The organism is Streptomyces marokkonensis (genome assembly GCF_039539045.1).
Lineage (GTDB): Bacteria > Actinomycetota > Actinomycetes > Streptomycetales > Streptomycetaceae > Streptomyces > Streptomyces marokkonensis.
Genome location: NZ_BAABCQ010000019.1, coordinates 1 through 17189 on the forward strand (window position 1 = coordinate 1; position 17189 = coordinate 17189).

General features: G+C 72.0%; 13 protein-coding genes. All 13 read left to right on the forward strand.

Annotated elements, in window-relative coordinates:
• The first annotated feature begins 446 nt into the window (after positions 1 to 446).
• The 13 genes from ABEA26_RS07065 to ABEA26_RS07125 are packed head-to-tail and all read left to right on the forward strand — an operon-like array spanning position 447 to position 17188.
• A complete protein-coding gene (locus ABEA26_RS07065) occupies positions 447 to 1769 on the forward strand; it encodes a TrpB-like pyridoxal phosphate-dependent enzyme (protein ID WP_345590226.1) in 1323 nt (440 codons plus the stop codon).
• Complete coding sequence (locus ABEA26_RS07070; RefSeq protein WP_345590228.1) at positions 1766 to 2833, forward strand: BtrH N-terminal domain-containing protein; 1068 nt, start codon at positions 1766 to 1768, stop codon at positions 2831 to 2833. The genes ABEA26_RS07065 and ABEA26_RS07070 overlap by 4 nt, the downstream gene beginning before the upstream one ends.
• Positions 2834 to 2838: 5 nt before the next feature.
• Positions 2839 to 5025, forward strand: a complete 2187-nt coding sequence (locus tag ABEA26_RS07075) for a molybdopterin-containing oxidoreductase family protein (RefSeq protein WP_345590230.1) — start codon at positions 2839 to 2841, stop codon at positions 5023 to 5025.
• The gene (locus ABEA26_RS07080; protein ID WP_345590232.1) at positions 5003 to 5689 is read left to right on the forward strand and encodes a class I SAM-dependent methyltransferase; all 687 of its coding nucleotides are present in this window, start codon (positions 5003 to 5005) and stop codon (positions 5687 to 5689) included. Before ABEA26_RS07075 ends, ABEA26_RS07080 begins: the two co-directional genes overlap by 23 nt.
• Positions 5686 to 6405, forward strand: a complete 720-nt coding sequence (locus tag ABEA26_RS07085) for a hypothetical protein (protein ID WP_345590233.1) — start codon at positions 5686 to 5688, stop codon at positions 6403 to 6405. Before ABEA26_RS07080 ends, ABEA26_RS07085 begins: the two co-directional genes overlap by 4 nt.
• Entirely contained in the window at positions 6405 to 7379 is a 975-nt protein-coding gene (locus ABEA26_RS07090) for a BtrH N-terminal domain-containing protein (RefSeq protein ID WP_345590235.1), read from the forward strand. Before ABEA26_RS07085 ends, ABEA26_RS07090 begins: the two co-directional genes overlap by 1 nt.
• A complete protein-coding gene (locus ABEA26_RS07095) occupies positions 7376 to 8746 on the forward strand; it encodes a phenylacetate--CoA ligase family protein (RefSeq protein ID WP_345590236.1) in 1371 nt (456 codons plus the stop codon). Before ABEA26_RS07090 ends, ABEA26_RS07095 begins: the two co-directional genes overlap by 4 nt.
• Positions 8743 to 8988: a ferredoxin gene (locus ABEA26_RS07100; RefSeq protein WP_345590238.1), complete on the forward strand. Its 246-nt coding sequence runs from the start codon at positions 8743 to 8745 to the stop codon at positions 8986 to 8988. The genes ABEA26_RS07095 and ABEA26_RS07100 overlap by 4 nt, the downstream gene beginning before the upstream one ends.
• A gap of 5 nt (positions 8989 to 8993) precedes the next feature.
• Positions 8994 to 10499 (forward strand): hypothetical protein, encoded by a 1506-nt coding sequence (locus ABEA26_RS07105; protein ID WP_345590240.1) that lies wholly within the window; start codon positions 8994 to 8996, stop codon positions 10497 to 10499.
• An 11-nt stretch (positions 10500 to 10510) separates the two neighbouring features.
• Entirely contained in the window at positions 10511 to 12034 is a 1524-nt protein-coding gene (locus tag ABEA26_RS07110) for a 4-hydroxyphenylacetate 3-hydroxylase N-terminal domain-containing protein (RefSeq protein ID WP_345590241.1), read from the forward strand.
• A complete protein-coding gene (locus ABEA26_RS07115) occupies positions 12031 to 15072 on the forward strand; it encodes a flavin reductase (RefSeq protein WP_345590243.1) in 3042 nt (1013 codons plus the stop codon). Before ABEA26_RS07110 ends, ABEA26_RS07115 begins: the two co-directional genes overlap by 4 nt.
• The gene (locus ABEA26_RS07120; RefSeq protein WP_345590245.1) at positions 15069 to 16253 is read left to right on the forward strand and encodes a phenylacetate--CoA ligase family protein; all 1185 of its coding nucleotides are present in this window, start codon (positions 15069 to 15071) and stop codon (positions 16251 to 16253) included. The genes ABEA26_RS07115 and ABEA26_RS07120 overlap by 4 nt, the downstream gene beginning before the upstream one ends.
• On the forward strand, positions 16253 to 17188 hold the full coding sequence (locus ABEA26_RS07125) for a carbon-nitrogen hydrolase family protein (RefSeq protein WP_345590247.1): 936 nt from the start codon (positions 16253 to 16255) through the stop codon (positions 17186 to 17188). The genes ABEA26_RS07120 and ABEA26_RS07125 overlap by 1 nt, the downstream gene beginning before the upstream one ends.
• Position 17189 lies beyond the last annotated feature (1 nt).

Here is a 17189-nt window from a genome sequence, read left to right on the forward strand (position 1 = left end):
GATCTCCCTTTCCCTACCCGAAAGCGGAATTCCCTAATCCGTCGCACTGATTGATTCTTCACACAAAAGCGCTTTCCTCGATCTGCCGGACCACCCTGAGCTGCTGGTTCGACTACCAAGGGCTCGCAATCCACCCCGGGCACCCGCTCGGGCCAGGGCGGCGGCGGCAGCGGCTCGACCAACACGCACAATGCGTTGTCCGCGATCCAGCGCGGTGATTCACATCCATCGCAATCGGCCGAATCGTCACACCCGTCACAGTCGACCAGGAGCATTCAACAAGATCGTGCGATGAATTCCGCTGGATCACCCACCGGCGGATGGGGGGCGCGCGAATGGAATCTCCCGCACCCCTCTTTACGGTGGTTCCGGCGCTCTGTAATCATGCTCGGGATTCAAGCGACGGGGATCACGGGGGGAACATGTCGAGCAATTCGCGCCCGCGTTTGGCTGCCCAGTCCGCCGTGCGGTCCGGGCCCGTTCCGGTCGAACTTCCCACGCACTGGTACCACTTTCTGCCCGACCTGCCGGCGCCGCTGCCGCCCGTCCGGGACGAGGGAACTCCGTCGGCCGCCGACATCGCCCGGCAGGTGCGTCCGAGGGCACTGCTCGACCAGGACCGGCCGTCCGAGCGCTGGGTGCCGATCCCCGAGCCGGTCGCCGACCTGCTGCGCCGGATCGGCCGCCCCACCCCGCTGCACCGGGCGCGTGCGCTGGAGGCCGAACTCGGCACCCGGGCCCGTATCTACCTCAAGCGCGAGGACGTCCTGCCAACCGGCAGCTTCAAGCTGAACTCGGCCGTCGTCCAGGCCTACTACGCGGCGCGGGAGGGCCGGACGACGCTGGTCACCGAGACCGGGGCGGGCCAGTGGGGGATGAGCGTGGCGCTGGCCGCCTCGCTGGCCGGTCTCGACAGCGAGATCTTCATGGTCCGCTGTTCGCTGGACCAGAAGCCCTACCGCCGCCACTACATGGAGCTGCTGGGTGCCACCGTCCGCGCCTCGCCCTCCCCGGACACACCCTTCGGCCGGGAGCTGCTCGCCCAGGCCCCCGACCACCCCGGAAGCCTGGGGACGGCCATCAGCGACGCCATCGGGCACGCGCTCGGACTCGGGCCCAAGGCCGCCTATCTGTCCGGCAGCGGCGTGCCCCACGTGTACCTGCACCAGACCCTGCTCGGCCTGGAGGTCCAAGCCCAGCTCGCGGCGCTCGACGAGCCGATCGGCGTGCCGGGCCGGGGCGACCACCTCATCGCCTGCTCGGGCGGCGGCAGCAATCTGTGCGGGCTCATCGGCCCCTTCCTCGGCTCGCTCGGCGACGGGAGCCGCGACCTGCGGCTCCTGGCCGCCGAGTCCTCGGCCGCCCCCCGGCTGACGGCCGGCAGCTACCGGTACGGCCGCTCCGACCTCGCGGGACTCACCCCCGAGGTCCTCGGGTACTCCATGGGGCCCGACTTCGTCCCGCCGCCCGTGCACACCGCCGGGCTGCGCAACCACCACAGCTCCGCGGTGGTCAGCCTGCTCCGGCACGAGGGCCTGCTGGACGCGGTGGCCGTCGAGGAGAAGCGTGCCTTGGAGGCGGGGCGGCTGGTCCTGCGGACCGAGGGGCTGCTCTTCGCGCCCGAGACCACCCACGCGCTCGCGGCGGCCATCGGCGTGGCGGAACGGGCCGACCAGGCGGCGGACCCGGTGATCGTGGTGCTCGCCAGCGGTTCGGGCCTGCTCGACCTGCAGAGTTACGACAAGGTGCTGTCAGGGGGCGTCCGGTGAGCGCGCCGCGGCCGGCCGACCGTTCCGGGGACACGGTGCTCGACGGCTTCCGCGCGGTGCCGGGCGTGCACTGCGAGACGACGATGCTCGGCAACATGCTGCGGCACGCGGGCGTCGAGATCTCGGAGGCCCTGGTGTTCGGCCTGGGGCAGGGCATCGACGCCCAGTTCTTCCCACCCCCGCCGCACGCTCCGGTCCCCCCGATGCTGACGGGACGAGTCGGCCCCGGCCTCATCACGGAGCAGGCCTGCGCGGCCCTGGGCATCGGTCTGATCACCCTGCGGGAGAGCGACGACGCCGGCGCCCACGCCCAGGCGGTCGCCGCGCTGTCGGTGGGCCGGGTCGTCGGGGTGACGGTCGACATCTTCCACCTGGACTACTTCGCCTCCCGCACCCACTTCTCGGCGCACTGCCTCGCCCTCCACGGGCTCGACGACTCGACGGCGTACGTGGTCGACACCACGCAGCAGGGCGGCGCCCAGCAACTGCCGCTGGCCTCCTTCGCCCGCGCTCGCGCCTCCGACGAGGGGTTCATGCCGTCGCCGCGGCTGCACTGGCACCTCGACGGCGGGCCCGCCCCGCCCGTCGGCTCCGGGGTGGACCTCGCCCCCCGGATCTGGCCCGCCGTCCAGGGCGCGGCGGCCCGCTTCCTGGACCGCGGCCGGGGCGACGACCGGGGGATCGCCGCACTGCGCCGGGCGGCCGGGGAGCTGCCGGGCTGGCGACGGCTGCCCCACGGCGAGGCCGTGATCCCCGAGATCGCGCGGTTCTGGCGGTTCGCGGGGACCGGCGGCACCAACTTCCGCGGTCTGTACGCGGAGTTTCTCGCCGAAGCCCACACGCTGACCGGCGACACGGACCTGCTGCCGTCCGTGACCGCGTTCACGGAGATCGTCGCTGCCTGGACGGGCCTCATCGACCATCTGGGCGGCCACGCCGACGCGCCGGAGCGTTCCGCGCACCTCAAGGAGGCCGCCGCCCGGCTCCACGCCCTGGCGGACGCCGAGGAGGCCGCGTTCACACGGCTCCTGGACCTGTCCCGTGACCGGGAAGGGACGGTGTGAGGACGATGGGAGAAGGACGTACCACCACGGTGCGGACGGTATGTCGCATGTGCCACGGGGGTTGCGGCGCGCTCGTGGAGCTGACCGACGGCGTGCCCACCGGGATCACCGGCGACCCGGACAACCCGACGAGCGAGGGCTACTTCTGTGTCAAGGGCAAGGCGTCCCTGGACCTGGTCAGCAGCCCGGACCGGTTACGGACCCCCCTGATCAGGACCGGCCCGCGCGGCAGCGGGACGTTCCGCCCGGCCGGCTGGGACGAGGCGCTGGACCGGGTGGCGGACGAACTGCGGCGGAGCGCGGAGCGTCACGGCCCCGAGTCGGTGGTCCTCGGTCAGGGCACCGACCGGAACTACCAGGAGTGGGTCTTCCGGCTGGCGAACGCCCTCGGCACGCCCAACGTCGTGGGACCGGCGCATGTGTGCTTCTACCCGCGCGTCATGGCGTCGATCCTCACCTACGGAGGCTTCACGTTCTGCGACTACGCGGGAGACCCGGAGGTGGCCCTGCTCTGGGGCAGCAACAAGCTCAACACGCACTCCGACGGTGTCATAGGCGTCGGCCTCCTGCGCGCCCTGGAACGCGGCACCCGACTCGTCGTCGTCGACCCCCGCCGCACCCGTACCGCCCGGCGCGCCGACCTCCACCTGCGACTGCGGCCGGGCACCGACGCGGCGCTGGCGCTGGGCCTCGTCCATCTGGTGATCGCCAACAAGTGGTACGACGCGGAGTTCGTCGACCGGCACACCTCCGGCTTCGACGCACTGGAGCGGCACGTCCGCCCGTACGACCCCAGGACGGTGGCAGCGGTCACCGGGCTCGCACCGGACGACATCGAGACCGCGGCCCGGATGTACGCGCGGGCTTCCCGTGCCTGCGTCGAGGCCGGTACGGGCCTGTCGCAGTCCGACAACGCCTTCGACACCCACCGGACGATCGCCGTGCTGACCGCCCTGACCGGAAACCTCGACGCGCCCGGTGGGGACGTCATCTGGGACCCCATGCCGATCGAGGGCCGACGGGGATTCCCCCGGACCGATCTGCTCCCCGAGGAACAGGCGGCCAAACGCATCGGCGGCGCCGTGCACAAGGTGCTCTCCATGACCGGCTGGGTGGCGCCGGTGGATCTTCAGGAGGCGCTCCTGCACGAACGCCCCTACCGCGTCAGCTCGATGCTGGTCTTCGGCTCCAACCCGATGGTGTCGCACGAGAACGCGACGGCCACCAGGGCGGCCCTCGGCAGGCTCGACTTCCTCGCCGTCGCCGACATGTTCATGACCCCCTCGGCGCGGCTGGCCGACGTCGTGCTCCCGGCCTCCTCCTGGCTGGAGCGCGACCAGATCGTGGAGTTCAACTCCTACCTCGCGGCCCGGCGGCGGGTGACGACCGTGGAGGGCGCCAGGTCGGACGAGGAAATGATCATCGGCCTGGCGCAGCGCCTCGGTGTCGGGCAGCACTTCGCCCCGAGCGTCGAGGACGCGCTGGACGCGAAGCTGAGCGGCATCGGCCTGACCTGGAAGCAGTTCCAGGAGGTCGGCCATCTCCCCAACACCAAGCGGTACCGCAAGTACGAGCAGGGCGGCTTCCGTACCCGCTCCGGCCGGGTGGAACTCGCCCACAGGGGCCTCGAGGCGATGGGGTACGACGCGCTCCCGGGCTTCTCTCCCCCGCCCGCCACCACGGACGAGCTGCCGTACGTCATGACCAGCGCGCACAACCTCCAGTTCTTCAACACCGAGTTCCGGCAGCTCCCCACCACCTCGCACCGCTACCGCGAACCGCGCGTGACGCTGCACCCGCGCGCCGCCGGACGTCTGTCGGTCGTGGACGGGGACCCCGTGGAGATCTACCGGAACCCCGGCCGCCCCGGCGTCGTGATGCGGGCCCAGGTGTCCGACACGGTGGCCCCGGACGTCATCGTCGCGGACGCGGGCTGGTGGTACCCGGACGAGGACGACGTCGACGCGGCCACCAGATCGTCGGTCAACCGGATCACGGGCGGCGATCGCCGCGACCCGTACATGGGCAGCTCAATGCTGCGCGGGTTGCCCGTCGGTATGCGCCGGGCCGCGCAACCCGCGGAGGCGGCCGGTCGGGCGGATCCACAGCGGCCGGACCCACGGCCGTCCGATCCGCAGCCGTCGCAGCCACAGCCGGAGGGAGGGCCTCATGGCGCGCATCCGGGGCACTGACCGGATCCACGAGACCGAGGACGGACTGCAGGGACCCGAACTGGCTCTCAAATACGACGAGATGCAACGCCACATCCGCGACCGCGGCTGGCTGCGGGAGAAGGTCGACAGCGTCCGGGACGCCGGTATCAGCTCCGGGCGGGTCCTGGAAGCCGGCTGCGGGCCCGGCTACCTCGGCCTGGAGTGGCTGGTCCAGGCGACCGGCGACACCACCCTGGCCGGCGTCGACATCTCCCCGGCGATGCTCGACCGGGCGCGGTGCAACGCCCGCGTCTACGGGGTGGCGTCCCGCACCGGCTACACCGTCGGGAACATTCTCGAACTGCCCTTTCCGGACGGGTCGTTCGACCACGCCTTCAGCTCGGCTTCCCTGCACGAGTGGGCGGACCCGGTCAGGGCGCTGCGCGAGATCCATCGCGTGGTGCGCCCCGGCGGCGCGTTCTGCGTCTCCGATCTGCGCCGGGACATCGACCGGACCACGCTCCAGTTCATGAAGGCCAACATCGCCGTCGACATGCGACCCGGGTTCCTCACCTCGGTCCGATCCGCCTACACGGTCCCCGAGGCCGCCGATCTGCTCCGGCAAGCCGGAATCCGAGCCGACAAGGTGACGGCGGTGCAGATGGGACTGGTGATCGCGGGACGGAAGGAGAAGAAGTCATGAGCATCGCCGCCCACAGCCACCCCTCCGCCCACAGCATCGAGGCGGGCACGTTCCCGACCGGCCCCGAGTTCCCCGACGTCTGGCGTGAACTGCTCGCCGAGTCCGCCGCGTGGACCGAGGTCGACATCGCCACGTACCTGCGCACCTGGTGCGGGGAGTCGCCCGCGGACGTCGCCGCGCGGTTCACGGGCGTCAACCACATCGGCGTCTACCTCGGCGACTACGCCTCCGACGAGGAGGTGTTCCGCTGGCTCTCCCACCTGGAGGGCCTCCGGCGCGACGGGGAGCTGACCGGGGTCGAGATGGGCCCGTCGTACATCTCCCCCCGACAGTACGGCACCCCGGGCTGGTGGCTGTCCATGTCCCTGCCCGACGGCCGGGTGATCGAGACCTTCACCTGCCGGCACTTCGGCGCCTGGACCGGCAGGCCCGTCCCCGAACGCCGACGGCTGATGTCGCACGTCGCCCTGGAGGTGTCCACCGCCGAGGACGTCCGTGAGGTGCTCGGCGGGCTGGAAGGCGCCATCGCGCACGTCGAGGCGATCGCCTACACCGAGGCGGACGAGGTGGGACACACCTACGGGCACCTGCGCAACAACGCCACGCAGTCGGTGCTGGAGATCGTCCACGACGCCGGCGCCAAGGACGGCCCGGCGGCCTCGGGGAGCGCCCCGGGCGCGGACGGCGAAGGCGTATCGCTCCCGAGGGAGGCCTGATGGCGACCTGGCTGTCCGGCGAGCACTGCGAATCGAGCGCCCTGGTCAACATGTTGCGGTCCCGCGACGTCCACGTCAGCGAACCGCTGGTCTTCGGCCTGGGACGCGGCCTGTCGTTCCTCTACTGGCGCTCCAAGCAGATGCCGGCCCCGTTCCTCGGCGGTCGCGTCAAGCCCGACCACCTGATCCGCAACGCCACCCGCGCCCTGGGCATCGAATTGCGCGAGACCCAGACCACCTCCCAGGTCAAGGCCGAACGGGAACTCATCGCCGCGCTGGAGGAGGGCGAGGTGGTCGGCCTCAAGCTCGACCGCTACCACCTCGACTACGCCGAGGACAGCTACCACTTCGCGGCGCACTACGTGTCGTGCGTGGGGTACGGCTCCGAGACCTACACCGTCGTCGAGACCCAGGGCCTGGGGGTCCGTACGACCGGCCGGGAGAGCCTCGCCCGCGCCCGGGCGGCGAAGGGGCCGATGAGCTCCCGCAGCCTGGCGTTCCGCCTCGGCGACAGCGCCTACGACCCGGCGGCGCTGCCCGCGGCGTGCCGGGAGGCGGTCGCCGAGACCGCGCACGCCTTCCTGAACCCGCCGATCACCAACATGGGGCACAAGGGCCTCGGAAAGGCGGCCACGGCCGTACGCGGCTGGTGCGACACCCTCGACGACCCGGCTGCCGCGTTCAGCTTCCTCTCCCACAGCATCGAGGACGGCGGCACCGGCGGCGGTTTCTTCCGCGGCCTGTGGGCCGACTTCCTCGACGAGGCCGCCGGGCTGACCGGCGAGACCTCCTACGCGGCCGCCGCCGAGACCTATCGGACGCTCTCCGCACGCTGGACCCGCATCGCCCGGCTGGCGGCCGACGAGACCGACCCGGCGGTGCTCCGGAAGGTCGCCGGGGAGATCTCGGCCATCCTGACGGAGCTCGGGCCGGCCGAACGCGACGCCATGGCGAAGCTGGCGGGCACCCCATGACGACGACACCGACGGAGCACCGGGCGACCCGGACGAAGCGGCTGCACGACGTGCTGGCGGCCCGTCGCCGAGTGGCCCACCGGGTCGCGGAGGTGGCGTCTCTGGACCGCGAGGGGCTCGGCCGGTGGGCGGAGTCGGCCCTGGCGCGCACCGTGGCCCACGCCCAGCGCAACTCGCCCCTCTACTCCGCCCGAGTCCCCGAAAACCTGGCCAAGGCCGTGGCCACGGACCCCGAGGCCTTCCGGTCGGTGCCCTTCACCACCCGGCGGGATCTGGCCGCGGCCTACCCGCTCGGGCTGCTCGCGGTCCCCCTGCGCGAGGTGACCCGGTTCGACGAAAGCTCCGGAACGGGTGACGGCAGCTCGATCGCCGCGTTCTTCACCGCCGACGACTGGATCGAGAACAACCTCATCGTGGCCCACCTGCTCTCCGCGGTGCTCGACGGCGGCGATGTGGTCGCCGTCGCCGTACCGTACGAGCTCGCGGGGGTCGGCCAGGACCTGGACCGCGCCCTGGAACTGCTCGGCTGCACGATCGTGCCGCTCGGCGCGGCATCCCCCGACTGCCCTCCGGAACGCATGGTGCGGGCGCTGCGGCGCTCCGGGGCCACCACCCTGATCTGTTCCGGCACCCGGGCCCTGCTGCTCGGCGAGGTGGCCCGGCGCGGTGGCCTCGACCCGGCCCGGGATCTCGCCGTCGACAAGATCCTCACCGCCGGCGAAGGGGCCTCGCCCGCCAAGAAGGCGCTGCTGGCCCGTGAGTGGGGCGCCTCGGTGTACTCGATGTTCGGCATGACCGAGACCAACACGCTCGCCATGTTCTGTCCCCGGCAGGACCTCCATCTGGTCGAGACACGGACCTACTTCGAGATCGTCGACCCCGCCACCGGGGAACGGCTGCCCGACGGACAGACCGGTGAGCTCGCCGTCACCACACTCGCCGGCCGCGCCATGCCACTGCTGCGCTACCGCACCGGCGACACCTGCCGCATCGAGCCCGAGCCCTGCCCCTGCGGCTCCCCGTTGCGCCGGCTCCGCCACCGGGGGCGGCTCGGGGACCGTATCGCCGTCGGCCGCGGCTGGGCCTCCCAGCTGGAGATCGAGGACGTCGTCCTCGGTGCGCTGACCCGTCCGCCCTACTTCTTCGCCTTCGACGTCGACGGACCGGACCTCGACATCGCGCTGCCGCCCGAGAGCGCGGCCGACGGGCGGATCCGCGACGCGATCGCCGCGGAGGCCGAGCGGCGGTTCGAAGCCGGAACCCGGTTCGGGGTACTCGACGTGCCGGCCTTCGAGCACGCGCTGCGCACCTCGGCCAAGCCGACCATGCGGAACTTCCTGCGCCCCCCGGGGAGGCGGACACCGTGACCGAGGCCCCGCTCCCCAGCCGGCTGCCGCTGACCGGCCGCTTCCACATCGACGACACCTGCATCGACTGCCAGCTCTGCCGCGACCTGGCCCCCGACAACTTCGAGAGCGACCCCGACACCGAGACCCACTACGTCCACAAACAGCCCGAGGACGCCGACGAGCTCGACCAAGTCCTCGACGCCTACGAGTCGTGCCCCAGCCATTCCATCCGTTACCTGCGCATCTCCACCGAGGAGTGACCGCGATGACCACGCAGGAGACTCACGCGTGCCCGCTGCCCGCCCTCGGGGCGAGCGCCGGAACGCCGGCCGGCTGCCCCGAGGCCGGACCGTCCCGCAACGAGCTGGGGGCCATCGCGCCCAGCTACGACCACCTCCACCGGATCGACCTGCTCGCGGCGGCGAAGGAGAAGTCCCCCGCCGAACCCGGCTCGTACGCCTCCACCGTCCGCGCGGTGCTCCAGGCGTCCGAGGTGAGCCTGCTCAACCTGGCCCGGCTCACCGGCCGGGCCAGGGAGGCCGTCGAGCAACGCGACCTCGCCACCGCCGCCCGCTTCCTCCACTGGAGCATGGGCTTCCACCGGCTGCTGCGGGGTCTCGGCTCGGTGTGCCAGGAGGCCCAGAGCCTCCACGGCAGCACGGCCCGCCCCGGCATGCGTCTGGTGGACCTGGCCGAGACGGCCGGCTGCGAGAGCTACGTCGACGAGCTGCGCGCCTTCGACGACGAGGTCCGCTGCTCACTGCTCGTCAGCGACCCGCTCACCATCCGGACGACGATCGCGACGGCGGGCATCGACGACGCGCTGTACCGGCTGCTGCACTCCATCCGGATCTGCAGCCACGACGCCACCAAGTGGGAGAGCGACCTCTCCGGGGTGCCGCTGCCGCTCGAAGGCGACCTGAACGAGATCCTCTGCACGGAGCTGCTCGCCGACGCGGTCACCGCCACCGAGCTCGCCCCGACCACCCTGCACGGCGAGTTCGTCGCCCTGCACCAGATCCCGGAGATCCTGACCGCGGAATCCAACGATCATCTGGAACAGGCCGTACGCGACCTGCGCTCGGGGGCGTTCAGTCGTGCCGCGGCGCATCTGGCGGTCTGCAACGCCGTTCTCGGCCCGATGGTCGAGGCGCAGCGCGTCATGGCCGAGCTGCTCTCCACCGGCGACTACCACGGTTTCCGGGAGAACCTGGGCCCCGCCAGCGGCACCCACTCGCTGGCCATCAAGCAGCACATGTTCAAGGACCTCTTCAAGCACTTCTGGAACGACGTCGAGAAGTGGCTGACCGACGAGGGCGAGGGCTCCCTCGAGGGCGCCATGCTGGCGCTCGACGCCGACCGGCACGCGGACCCGGAGTCCTGGCTGCGCCATCAGGTGGTGCACCAGGCGTTCCGGCTCCACCACACGTACCAGGAGTGGCGGCACGAACATCTGCACATGCCGCGCAACTGCCTGGGCAGCGGCGGCACCAAGTCGATGATCGGCGTCTCCGACGGACCGGCGGCGGTCTACAAGATGCGTGACGCCGCCAACGCCCAGCACGCGCTCAGCGCGGTGCACCGGGCCCGGGGCACCAAGCTGACCAGCCGCGTCGACGGCTCCCCGCTCGCCGCCCTGCTCACCGACCCCGCGTCCGTCGACTCGGAGCTGATGCGCATCGTCGGCGAGGCGACGCGCGAGTACTTCCCCGAGGTCCAGGAGCAGGGCTACCAGCAGTTCACGACGGGCGCACCCGAACGGACGCCGTAGGAAGGCCGGGAATGCCGACATCAGATTTCGAGACCGCCGCGCCGACCGCCACCCCGGCGGGTGACACCCGTCCCCCGCCCGTGGCGGGGACGAACGGCGGCAGGCCGGGCCTTGGGGCCCACGACGGTGCCTCCTTCACGGCCAGCCTGGCCGACGACCGGGAAGTGTGGATGGAGGGCGAGCGGGTCGACGTGACCACGCATCCCGACTTCCAGCCGATGCTGCGCACGCTGGCGGGCCTGTACGACCGTCAGCGCTCACCCGAGCTGGGGCGGGAGATGACGTACCGGTCCGAGACCAGCGGGCATCCGGTCAGCCTCTCGTACCTGCCGCCCAGGACACCCGAAGAGCTGGACCGCAAGTGGCTCAACTCACGGCACTGGGTCGAGGGTTCGCACGGTCAGATCTCCCGGATCCCGGACTTCATGGCCAACGTGGCGGTCGGGCTCCACGACTTCCGGCACGCTCTCGGCGAGGTCGACCCGGAGTTCGCGGAGAACGCGGGGCGGTACTACCTGCACTGCCGCGAGAACGACCTCGCGCTGACCCACGGCCTCGGCGATCCGCAGGTCGACCGCTCGGTCACGCCCGTCCAGCGGCCCGAACTCGGCCTGCGGGTCGTGCACCGGGACGACAGCGGCATCGTCGTCCGCGGGGCCAAGCAGATCGCCACCCTCGCGCCGTACGCGCACGACGTCCTCATCTACCTGTCACCCGCCAACTACCTGCGCGAGGACCCGGCGTACGTGTGCTGGTTCGGCGCCCGGCTGGACACCCCCGGACTGCGGATCCTCTGCCGCCGCTCGTACCACGGGCAGCCGCACACGCTCGGGTCCCGGTTCGACGAGCAGGACGCCATGCTCGTCTTCGACGACGCCTTCATCCCTCGCGACCGCGTCTTCCTGCTGGCCGACGCCGGCACCGCGGTCAAAGGGTTCCACGCGCTGAACCGCTGGTCCCTGTACACCGGGCAGATCCGGCTCCACCACCGGCTGCGGGTGATGCTCGGCGTCGCGTCCCTGCTCGCCAAGTCGATCGGGGTCGACCGGTTCCGCGAGGTCGGCGCCCTGCTCGGGGAGCTGGCCTCCTACGTGTCGGTGGTCGACCTCGCCCTCAAGTCGATCACCCGGGACGCCACCCGGACCAAGAGCGGCCTGCTCGCCCCGGGGACGACCGCGGCCCTGGACTCCGTCGCCGGCCACTTCTCGGAGCGGGCGTCGGCGATCGTCCGCCGGATCGGCGCCTCCGGGCTGATCATGCAGCCCGCCGAGGGCGACCTGCGCGCTCCGGACCTGCGTACGGCACTCGACCTGTACATGGGCGGACGCGACACCTCGGTCGAGGACAAGTCGCGGATGTTCCGGCTCGCCGGCGACCTGGTGATCGACCGGTTCGGCATGCGGCAGGAGCTGTACGAGGCGTGGAACCGCGGTGACCCCGCGCGGGTCCGCTCCGCGCTCTACACCACGTTCCCCGATCTTCCGGGATGCGAAGCCGCGGCACGCGTCCTGGCCGACCTGCTGGAGCACCCGTGAACGACGACAGCTCCGCGAAGGGCCACGACTCCATCGTCCTGGAGGGCGTGACGACCCACAACCTCAGGTCGGTCGATGTGACGCTGCCCAAGGGGAAGTTCATCGTCGCGGCCGGGGTCTCCGGGTCGGGGAAGTCGTCGCTGATCATCGACACGCTGTTCGAGCACTCCAAGTCCATCTATCTCGGCGCGCTCTCCAGCAAATCCCTCGATCTGGGGGACGGCGACTACCAGTTCGACCGGATCGCCGGGATCCAGCCGCCCGTGGCGCTGCGCCAGCGCGACGGCGGATACAGCAACCCGCGCTCGACGGTGGGCACGCTCACCGGGATCGACGGGCTCTACCGCATGCTGTTCGGCGCCGCGGCCCGTCCGGTGTGCCCGGTCTGCTTCGCCCCGGCCGGAACCCACCTGCTCTGCCCCGACTGCGGCGTCTACGCCGAGCCGCACTCCGCCCAGCACTTCAGCCCGAACCGGCGCGAGGGCAAGTGCCTGCGGTGCGACGGGGTCGGCGAGCTGGTCGGCTTCTCGCTCGACCGGATCGTCCCCGACCCGTCGCGGACCCTGAAGGAGATCTGGGACGGGGCCGACTCCGGCACCTTCGCCGTGCCCAACTGTCGCAAGGTGTTCGAGGCCATGGCCGAGGACACCGGCATCCCGCTCGACCGCCCCTTCGCGCTCCTCACCGACGAGCAGCGCGATCGGGTCCTGCACGGCAGCGACACGGTCTACTCGATCAAGCTCAGCAAGGTCACCAACGACTTCCGGTTCGAAGGCATCCTCGGCTTCCTCGAACGGGCCTACCGCACCGCCAGCAGCCCCGCGCGGCGCAACGCGTTCGCCAACTACCTGGCCAGGGAAGACTGTCCGGCCTGCGAAGGCGGCCGGCTGCGCACCGAGTCGCTGAGGGCCACCGTCGACGGCCGGACCTTCCCGGACTTCCAGCGGGACGAGCTCACCGACTCCACCGCGCGGCTGCGGGACGCCCTGGCCGAGGGCCGGCTGCCCGGCCAGGTCCGCGAACTGGCCAAGGAGATCGTCAAGCAGTGCGCCAACATCGCGCAGGTCGGTCTCGGCCACCTGCAGCTGCGGCGCCCGGTCGTCACCCTCTCGGGCGGCGAGCTGCAACGGCTGCTGCTCGCCCAGCACCTGGCGAGCGACCTCACCGGTGTCATGTACGTCCTGGACGAGCCCACCGCCGGACTGCACGACGCGGAGACGGACGACATCATCGCCTCGCTGCGGCGGCTGCGGGACCTGGGCAACACCGTCATCGCCATCGAGCACGACGAGGCCGTGATCTCCGCGGCCGACTGGGTGGTGGAGCTCGGCCCCGGCGCCGGCTCCCGCGGCGGGGAGGTCGTCTTCGAGGGTCCCGTCGCCGAGCTGCTCGACCACCCCGGCTCCCCGACGGCGAAAGCCCTGCACTCCCCGCCCGCCGCACGGGAGACGGCCGGACCGGACGGCACCGAGTGGCTCGACGTCCGGTCCCTCACGCGCAACAACGTCGAGGACCAGTCCGTACGGCTGCCGCTGCGCGGCCTGACCTGCGTCACCGGAGTCTCCGGAGCCGGCAAGAGCTCCCTCGTCGCGAGCCTCCACGACAAGCTCACGGCCGCCCTCAAGGGCGCGTCCGGCGATGTCGAGGGGATCAAGTACCTCGACCATGTGACGTACGTCGAGAAGCGCCCCATCGGCCGCTCCAGCCGTTCCACGCTCGCCACCTACATCGGGATCGGCGACCACATCCGGGACGCCTTCGCGGGCAGCGAGGAGGCCCTCGAACAGAGCCTGGGCCGCTCCGAGTTCAGCACCAACGTGGTCGGGGGCCGCTGCGAGGCGTGCAAGGGGCTCGGCCTCTCCGAGGTCGACACGACGCTCTTCCGCAGCGAGCACGTGGTCTGCCCGGAGTGCGACGGACGGCGCTTCCAGTCCCACGTCCTCGAGGTGCGGCTCGACGGCAGCAGCATCCACGACGTGCTGTCGATGACGGTCGAGGACGCCCTGGCCTGGTTCGACCGGCTCGGCCACACCAAGGTCGTCAAGGCGCTGCGGGTCCTCGACGAGTTCGGCCTCGGATACCTGCCGCTCGGCTCCTCCACCGCCACCCTCTCCGGCGGGGAGGCCCAGCGCCTCAACCTGGCCGGCGAGCTGAACAAGCAGCGCCGCGGCGGCACCCTGTTCCTCTTCGACGAGCCCACGCGGGGCCTGCACCCGGCGGACACCCGTCACCTCCTGGCCCTCTTCGAACGCCTCATCGCCTCCGGCAACACGATCGTCGCCATCGAGCACAACCTGCGGGTCGTCGCCGTGGCCGACTGGGTGGTCGACGTCGGCCCCGGGGCGGGCCGCGCCGGAGGAACGGTAGGCCACTGCGGGACCCCGAAAACGCTGCGCGCCTCCGGGACGTCGCCCACCGCGCTGCACCTGCGCCGGGCCCTGGAGGGACCCACCGCGGGCGGCGCCCCGCCCGCGCCCACGGCCGGGCGCCCGGCCCGCCCGGAGCCTCCCGCGCTCCTGCGGGCCGGGGCGTTCGACCCGCTGCCGAGCGCGGTCGCCGTAGTGACCGGCTGTGGCGGCGACGCGACGGACGGCGGGGTGGCGCCGCGCGGTCTCACCGTCGCCTCTCTGACGACGGTCTCCGAGGAGCCCGCCCTCATCGGCTTCCTGGTGAAGGCGGCGAGTTCCAGCTGGGCGAGCATCGCCCCCCGGCCGCACTTCTGCGTCAACATCCTCAGCGACGAACAGGCGGAACTGGCAAGGACCTTCGCCCGGGCCCGGCCGGACCAGCGCTTCGACGACATCGCCTGGGCCTCGACCGCCGACGGCTGTCCCCGTATCGAGGGAGCCTTCGGATTCATCGAGTGCCGCACGGCGGCCACCTACCGGCTGGGCGACCACCTCCTCGTCCTGGGCAAGGTCCTGCGGACCGATACCGACGGCGACCGCGGGCCGCTGGACCGCGAAGAACTCGGCGGTGCCTCCGCGTACGGGTGGACAGCGGCCGGGGAACCGGCCGAGACGGGAGCCACCTCATGACCTCGTCGACGACTGCCCGGTTCGAGGCGTACTTCGACCACTGGCTGGACATCCTGGAGGCCGACGCGCACCGCGGCACCGCCGGTGGCACCGACGCGCCCACGCGTCCCTCGGCGCCGGTGCGGTACGGGGAATGGGAGGGGCCCGACGGCACCACCCACCCGGTCCGGATGAGCCGGCCGGAGTGGATGCTGAACCAGATCGACATCGCCCTCGCCCTGGGCGACCGCGTCACCCCCGACGACGTCGTGATCGTCGCCGCCCCCTACGAGCTGTCCCTGGAGGGCGCGTCCGTCGAGCGGGCCCTCGAGTGGCTGGGCGCCTCGCTCATCAGCATCGGGACCAGCAACACGATCTGTCCGCTTCCCCGGCTGCTCGGCCTGGTCCACCGCTACCGGGTGACGACGCTGGTGTGCTCGCCCCAACTGGCCGCCGACCTCGCCGCGCTCGACGGGGCGGGCGGCGGGCACCCCGCCGCGTCGAGTCTCACCACGCTCGTCACGACCCGCCCGGCCGCGCCTGAGCGGCTGCACCGGATCGCGGACGCCTGGGGCGCGTCGGCGACCGAGCTGTTCGGCACGCCCACCCGGCCCGCCACCGCCACCCCCTGCCGGGCCGGCCGGCTCCACCTGGTGGCGGGCCGCTTCACAGCGCGCCTGCGCTCGACGGCACCGGGCCTGCTCGCCCCCGGCTCCACCCGGGGCGAACTCGTGCTCGACGTCCACCTGCCGGGGGGACCCGCTCCGGTGGCGCAGCCGACCGGGGAACTCGTGGAGCTGCCCGCACCGGACATCTCCTGCCCCTGCGGATCGGACCGACAGCTCGTCGTCCCGCTCGGACGGGTCGCCGACGCCGTCCTCACCGAGCGGGGGCCGCTCACCCAGGTGGACGTCGAGCACTGCCTGTTCGCGTCTCCGCACCTCGACGGGCGGGTCACGAGCCGTCCCTCGGGCGGCCGGCTCACGGTCGCCTGCGCCCTGGTGGGCACCGCGGGCAGCCACCTGCCACACCTCCGCGAGCTGGTACGCGGCCGGTTCGGCCCCGCGGTCGAACTCCGGCCCTTCGAGAACGACCCGGCGTCCGCGAACGACCCGCCGTCCGAGCAGCACCCGGCGTCCGTGGGCCCTCCGGTGCCCGAGCAAGAACCGGCCGAAGGCGACACCCGTACGAGGAGCAGCTGATGAAGGTAGCGGTCGTGCAGACACGCTGGGCCGACGACCCGGCCGACGGGCTGAAGAACGCCCACCGGGCCATCGAGGAGGCCACCGCGTCCGGGGACCCCGACGTGATCTGTTTCCCGGAGTTCTTCCTCGGCCCGCCCTGGTACATGCCGGGCCAGACCCATCTGCGGGGTCTCACCGACACGCGCATACCCGGACCCGTCGTCGACACCTTCCAGGAGCTGGCCCGGGGCACCCGGACCAACATCGTGCTCGGCTCGATCGTCGAGGAACTCGACGACGGCAAGTACAGCAACACCTCGCTCTTCCTCGACCGGGACGGCGAGATCACCGGCCGGGCCGCCAAGGCGCATGTGTTCGGCAACGAGATGGTGGTCTGCCGCCCGGCCGACTCGCTGGGCATCGTCGAGACGGACTTCGGCCGGGTCGGACTCGCCGTCTGCTCCGACTTCTGGGTGCCCGAGGCGATCCGCGTCATGGCGCTGGCCGGGGTGCACACCGTCTTCGTACCGGGTGGGACTTTGCGTCAGAACCAGGCGCTCATGGTCAACGCCCTGCGCACCACCGCGTACCTCAACGACGTCAACGTCGTGTACGCCAGCTCCGTCGGGCTGGTGGAGGGGCACCGGGACGGCCGGGTGGTCCAGATCCACTTCGCGGGCACCAGTCTGGTCGTCTCGCCCGAGGGGGTGACCGCACAGGCCGGCAGCGCCCGGCCGCAGATCGTGCACGCCGACGTCGATCCGCCCGAGCCGCGCGGCGACGGCGCACGCTGGATCGGGATGCGCCGCCCCGACGCGTACGCGCCGCTGCTCGGCTCCTACGTGGGCATGCACCGCGACCTCGCGGCCGAGCTGCGCACCAACCTCGCCGCGAGCGGGGCCGACGGGCGGCCCACGGGCGCGCCCACCGCGACGGCACCGACGGGGGCGTGAG

Excerpts from the sequence above, each read along its gene's own strand:
- ABEA26_RS07075 (WP_345590230.1), top strand. The coding sequence starts at position 2,839 with ATGGGAGAAGGACGTACCACCACGGTGCGGACGGTATGTCGCATGTGC.
- ABEA26_RS07080 (WP_345590232.1), top strand. The coding sequence starts at position 5,003 with ATGGCGCGCATCCGGGGCACTGACCGGATCCACGAGACCGAGGACGGA.
- ABEA26_RS07085 (WP_345590233.1), top strand. The coding sequence starts at position 5,686 with ATGAGCATCGCCGCCCACAGCCACCCCTCCGCCCACAGCATCGAGGCG.
- ABEA26_RS07090 (WP_345590235.1), top strand. The coding sequence starts at position 6,405 with ATGGCGACCTGGCTGTCCGGCGAGCACTGCGAATCGAGCGCCCTGGTC.
- ABEA26_RS07095 (WP_345590236.1), top strand. The coding sequence starts at position 7,376 with ATGACGACGACACCGACGGAGCACCGGGCGACCCGGACGAAGCGGCTG.
- ABEA26_RS07105 (WP_345590240.1), top strand. The coding sequence starts at position 8,994 with ATGACCACGCAGGAGACTCACGCGTGCCCGCTGCCCGCCCTCGGGGCG.
- ABEA26_RS07110 (WP_345590241.1), top strand. The coding sequence starts at position 10,511 with ATGCCGACATCAGATTTCGAGACCGCCGCGCCGACCGCCACCCCGGCG.
- ABEA26_RS07120 (WP_345590245.1), top strand. The coding sequence starts at position 15,069 with ATGACCTCGTCGACGACTGCCCGGTTCGAGGCGTACTTCGACCACTGG.
- ABEA26_RS07125 (WP_345590247.1), top strand. The coding sequence starts at position 16,253 with ATGAAGGTAGCGGTCGTGCAGACACGCTGGGCCGACGACCCGGCCGAC.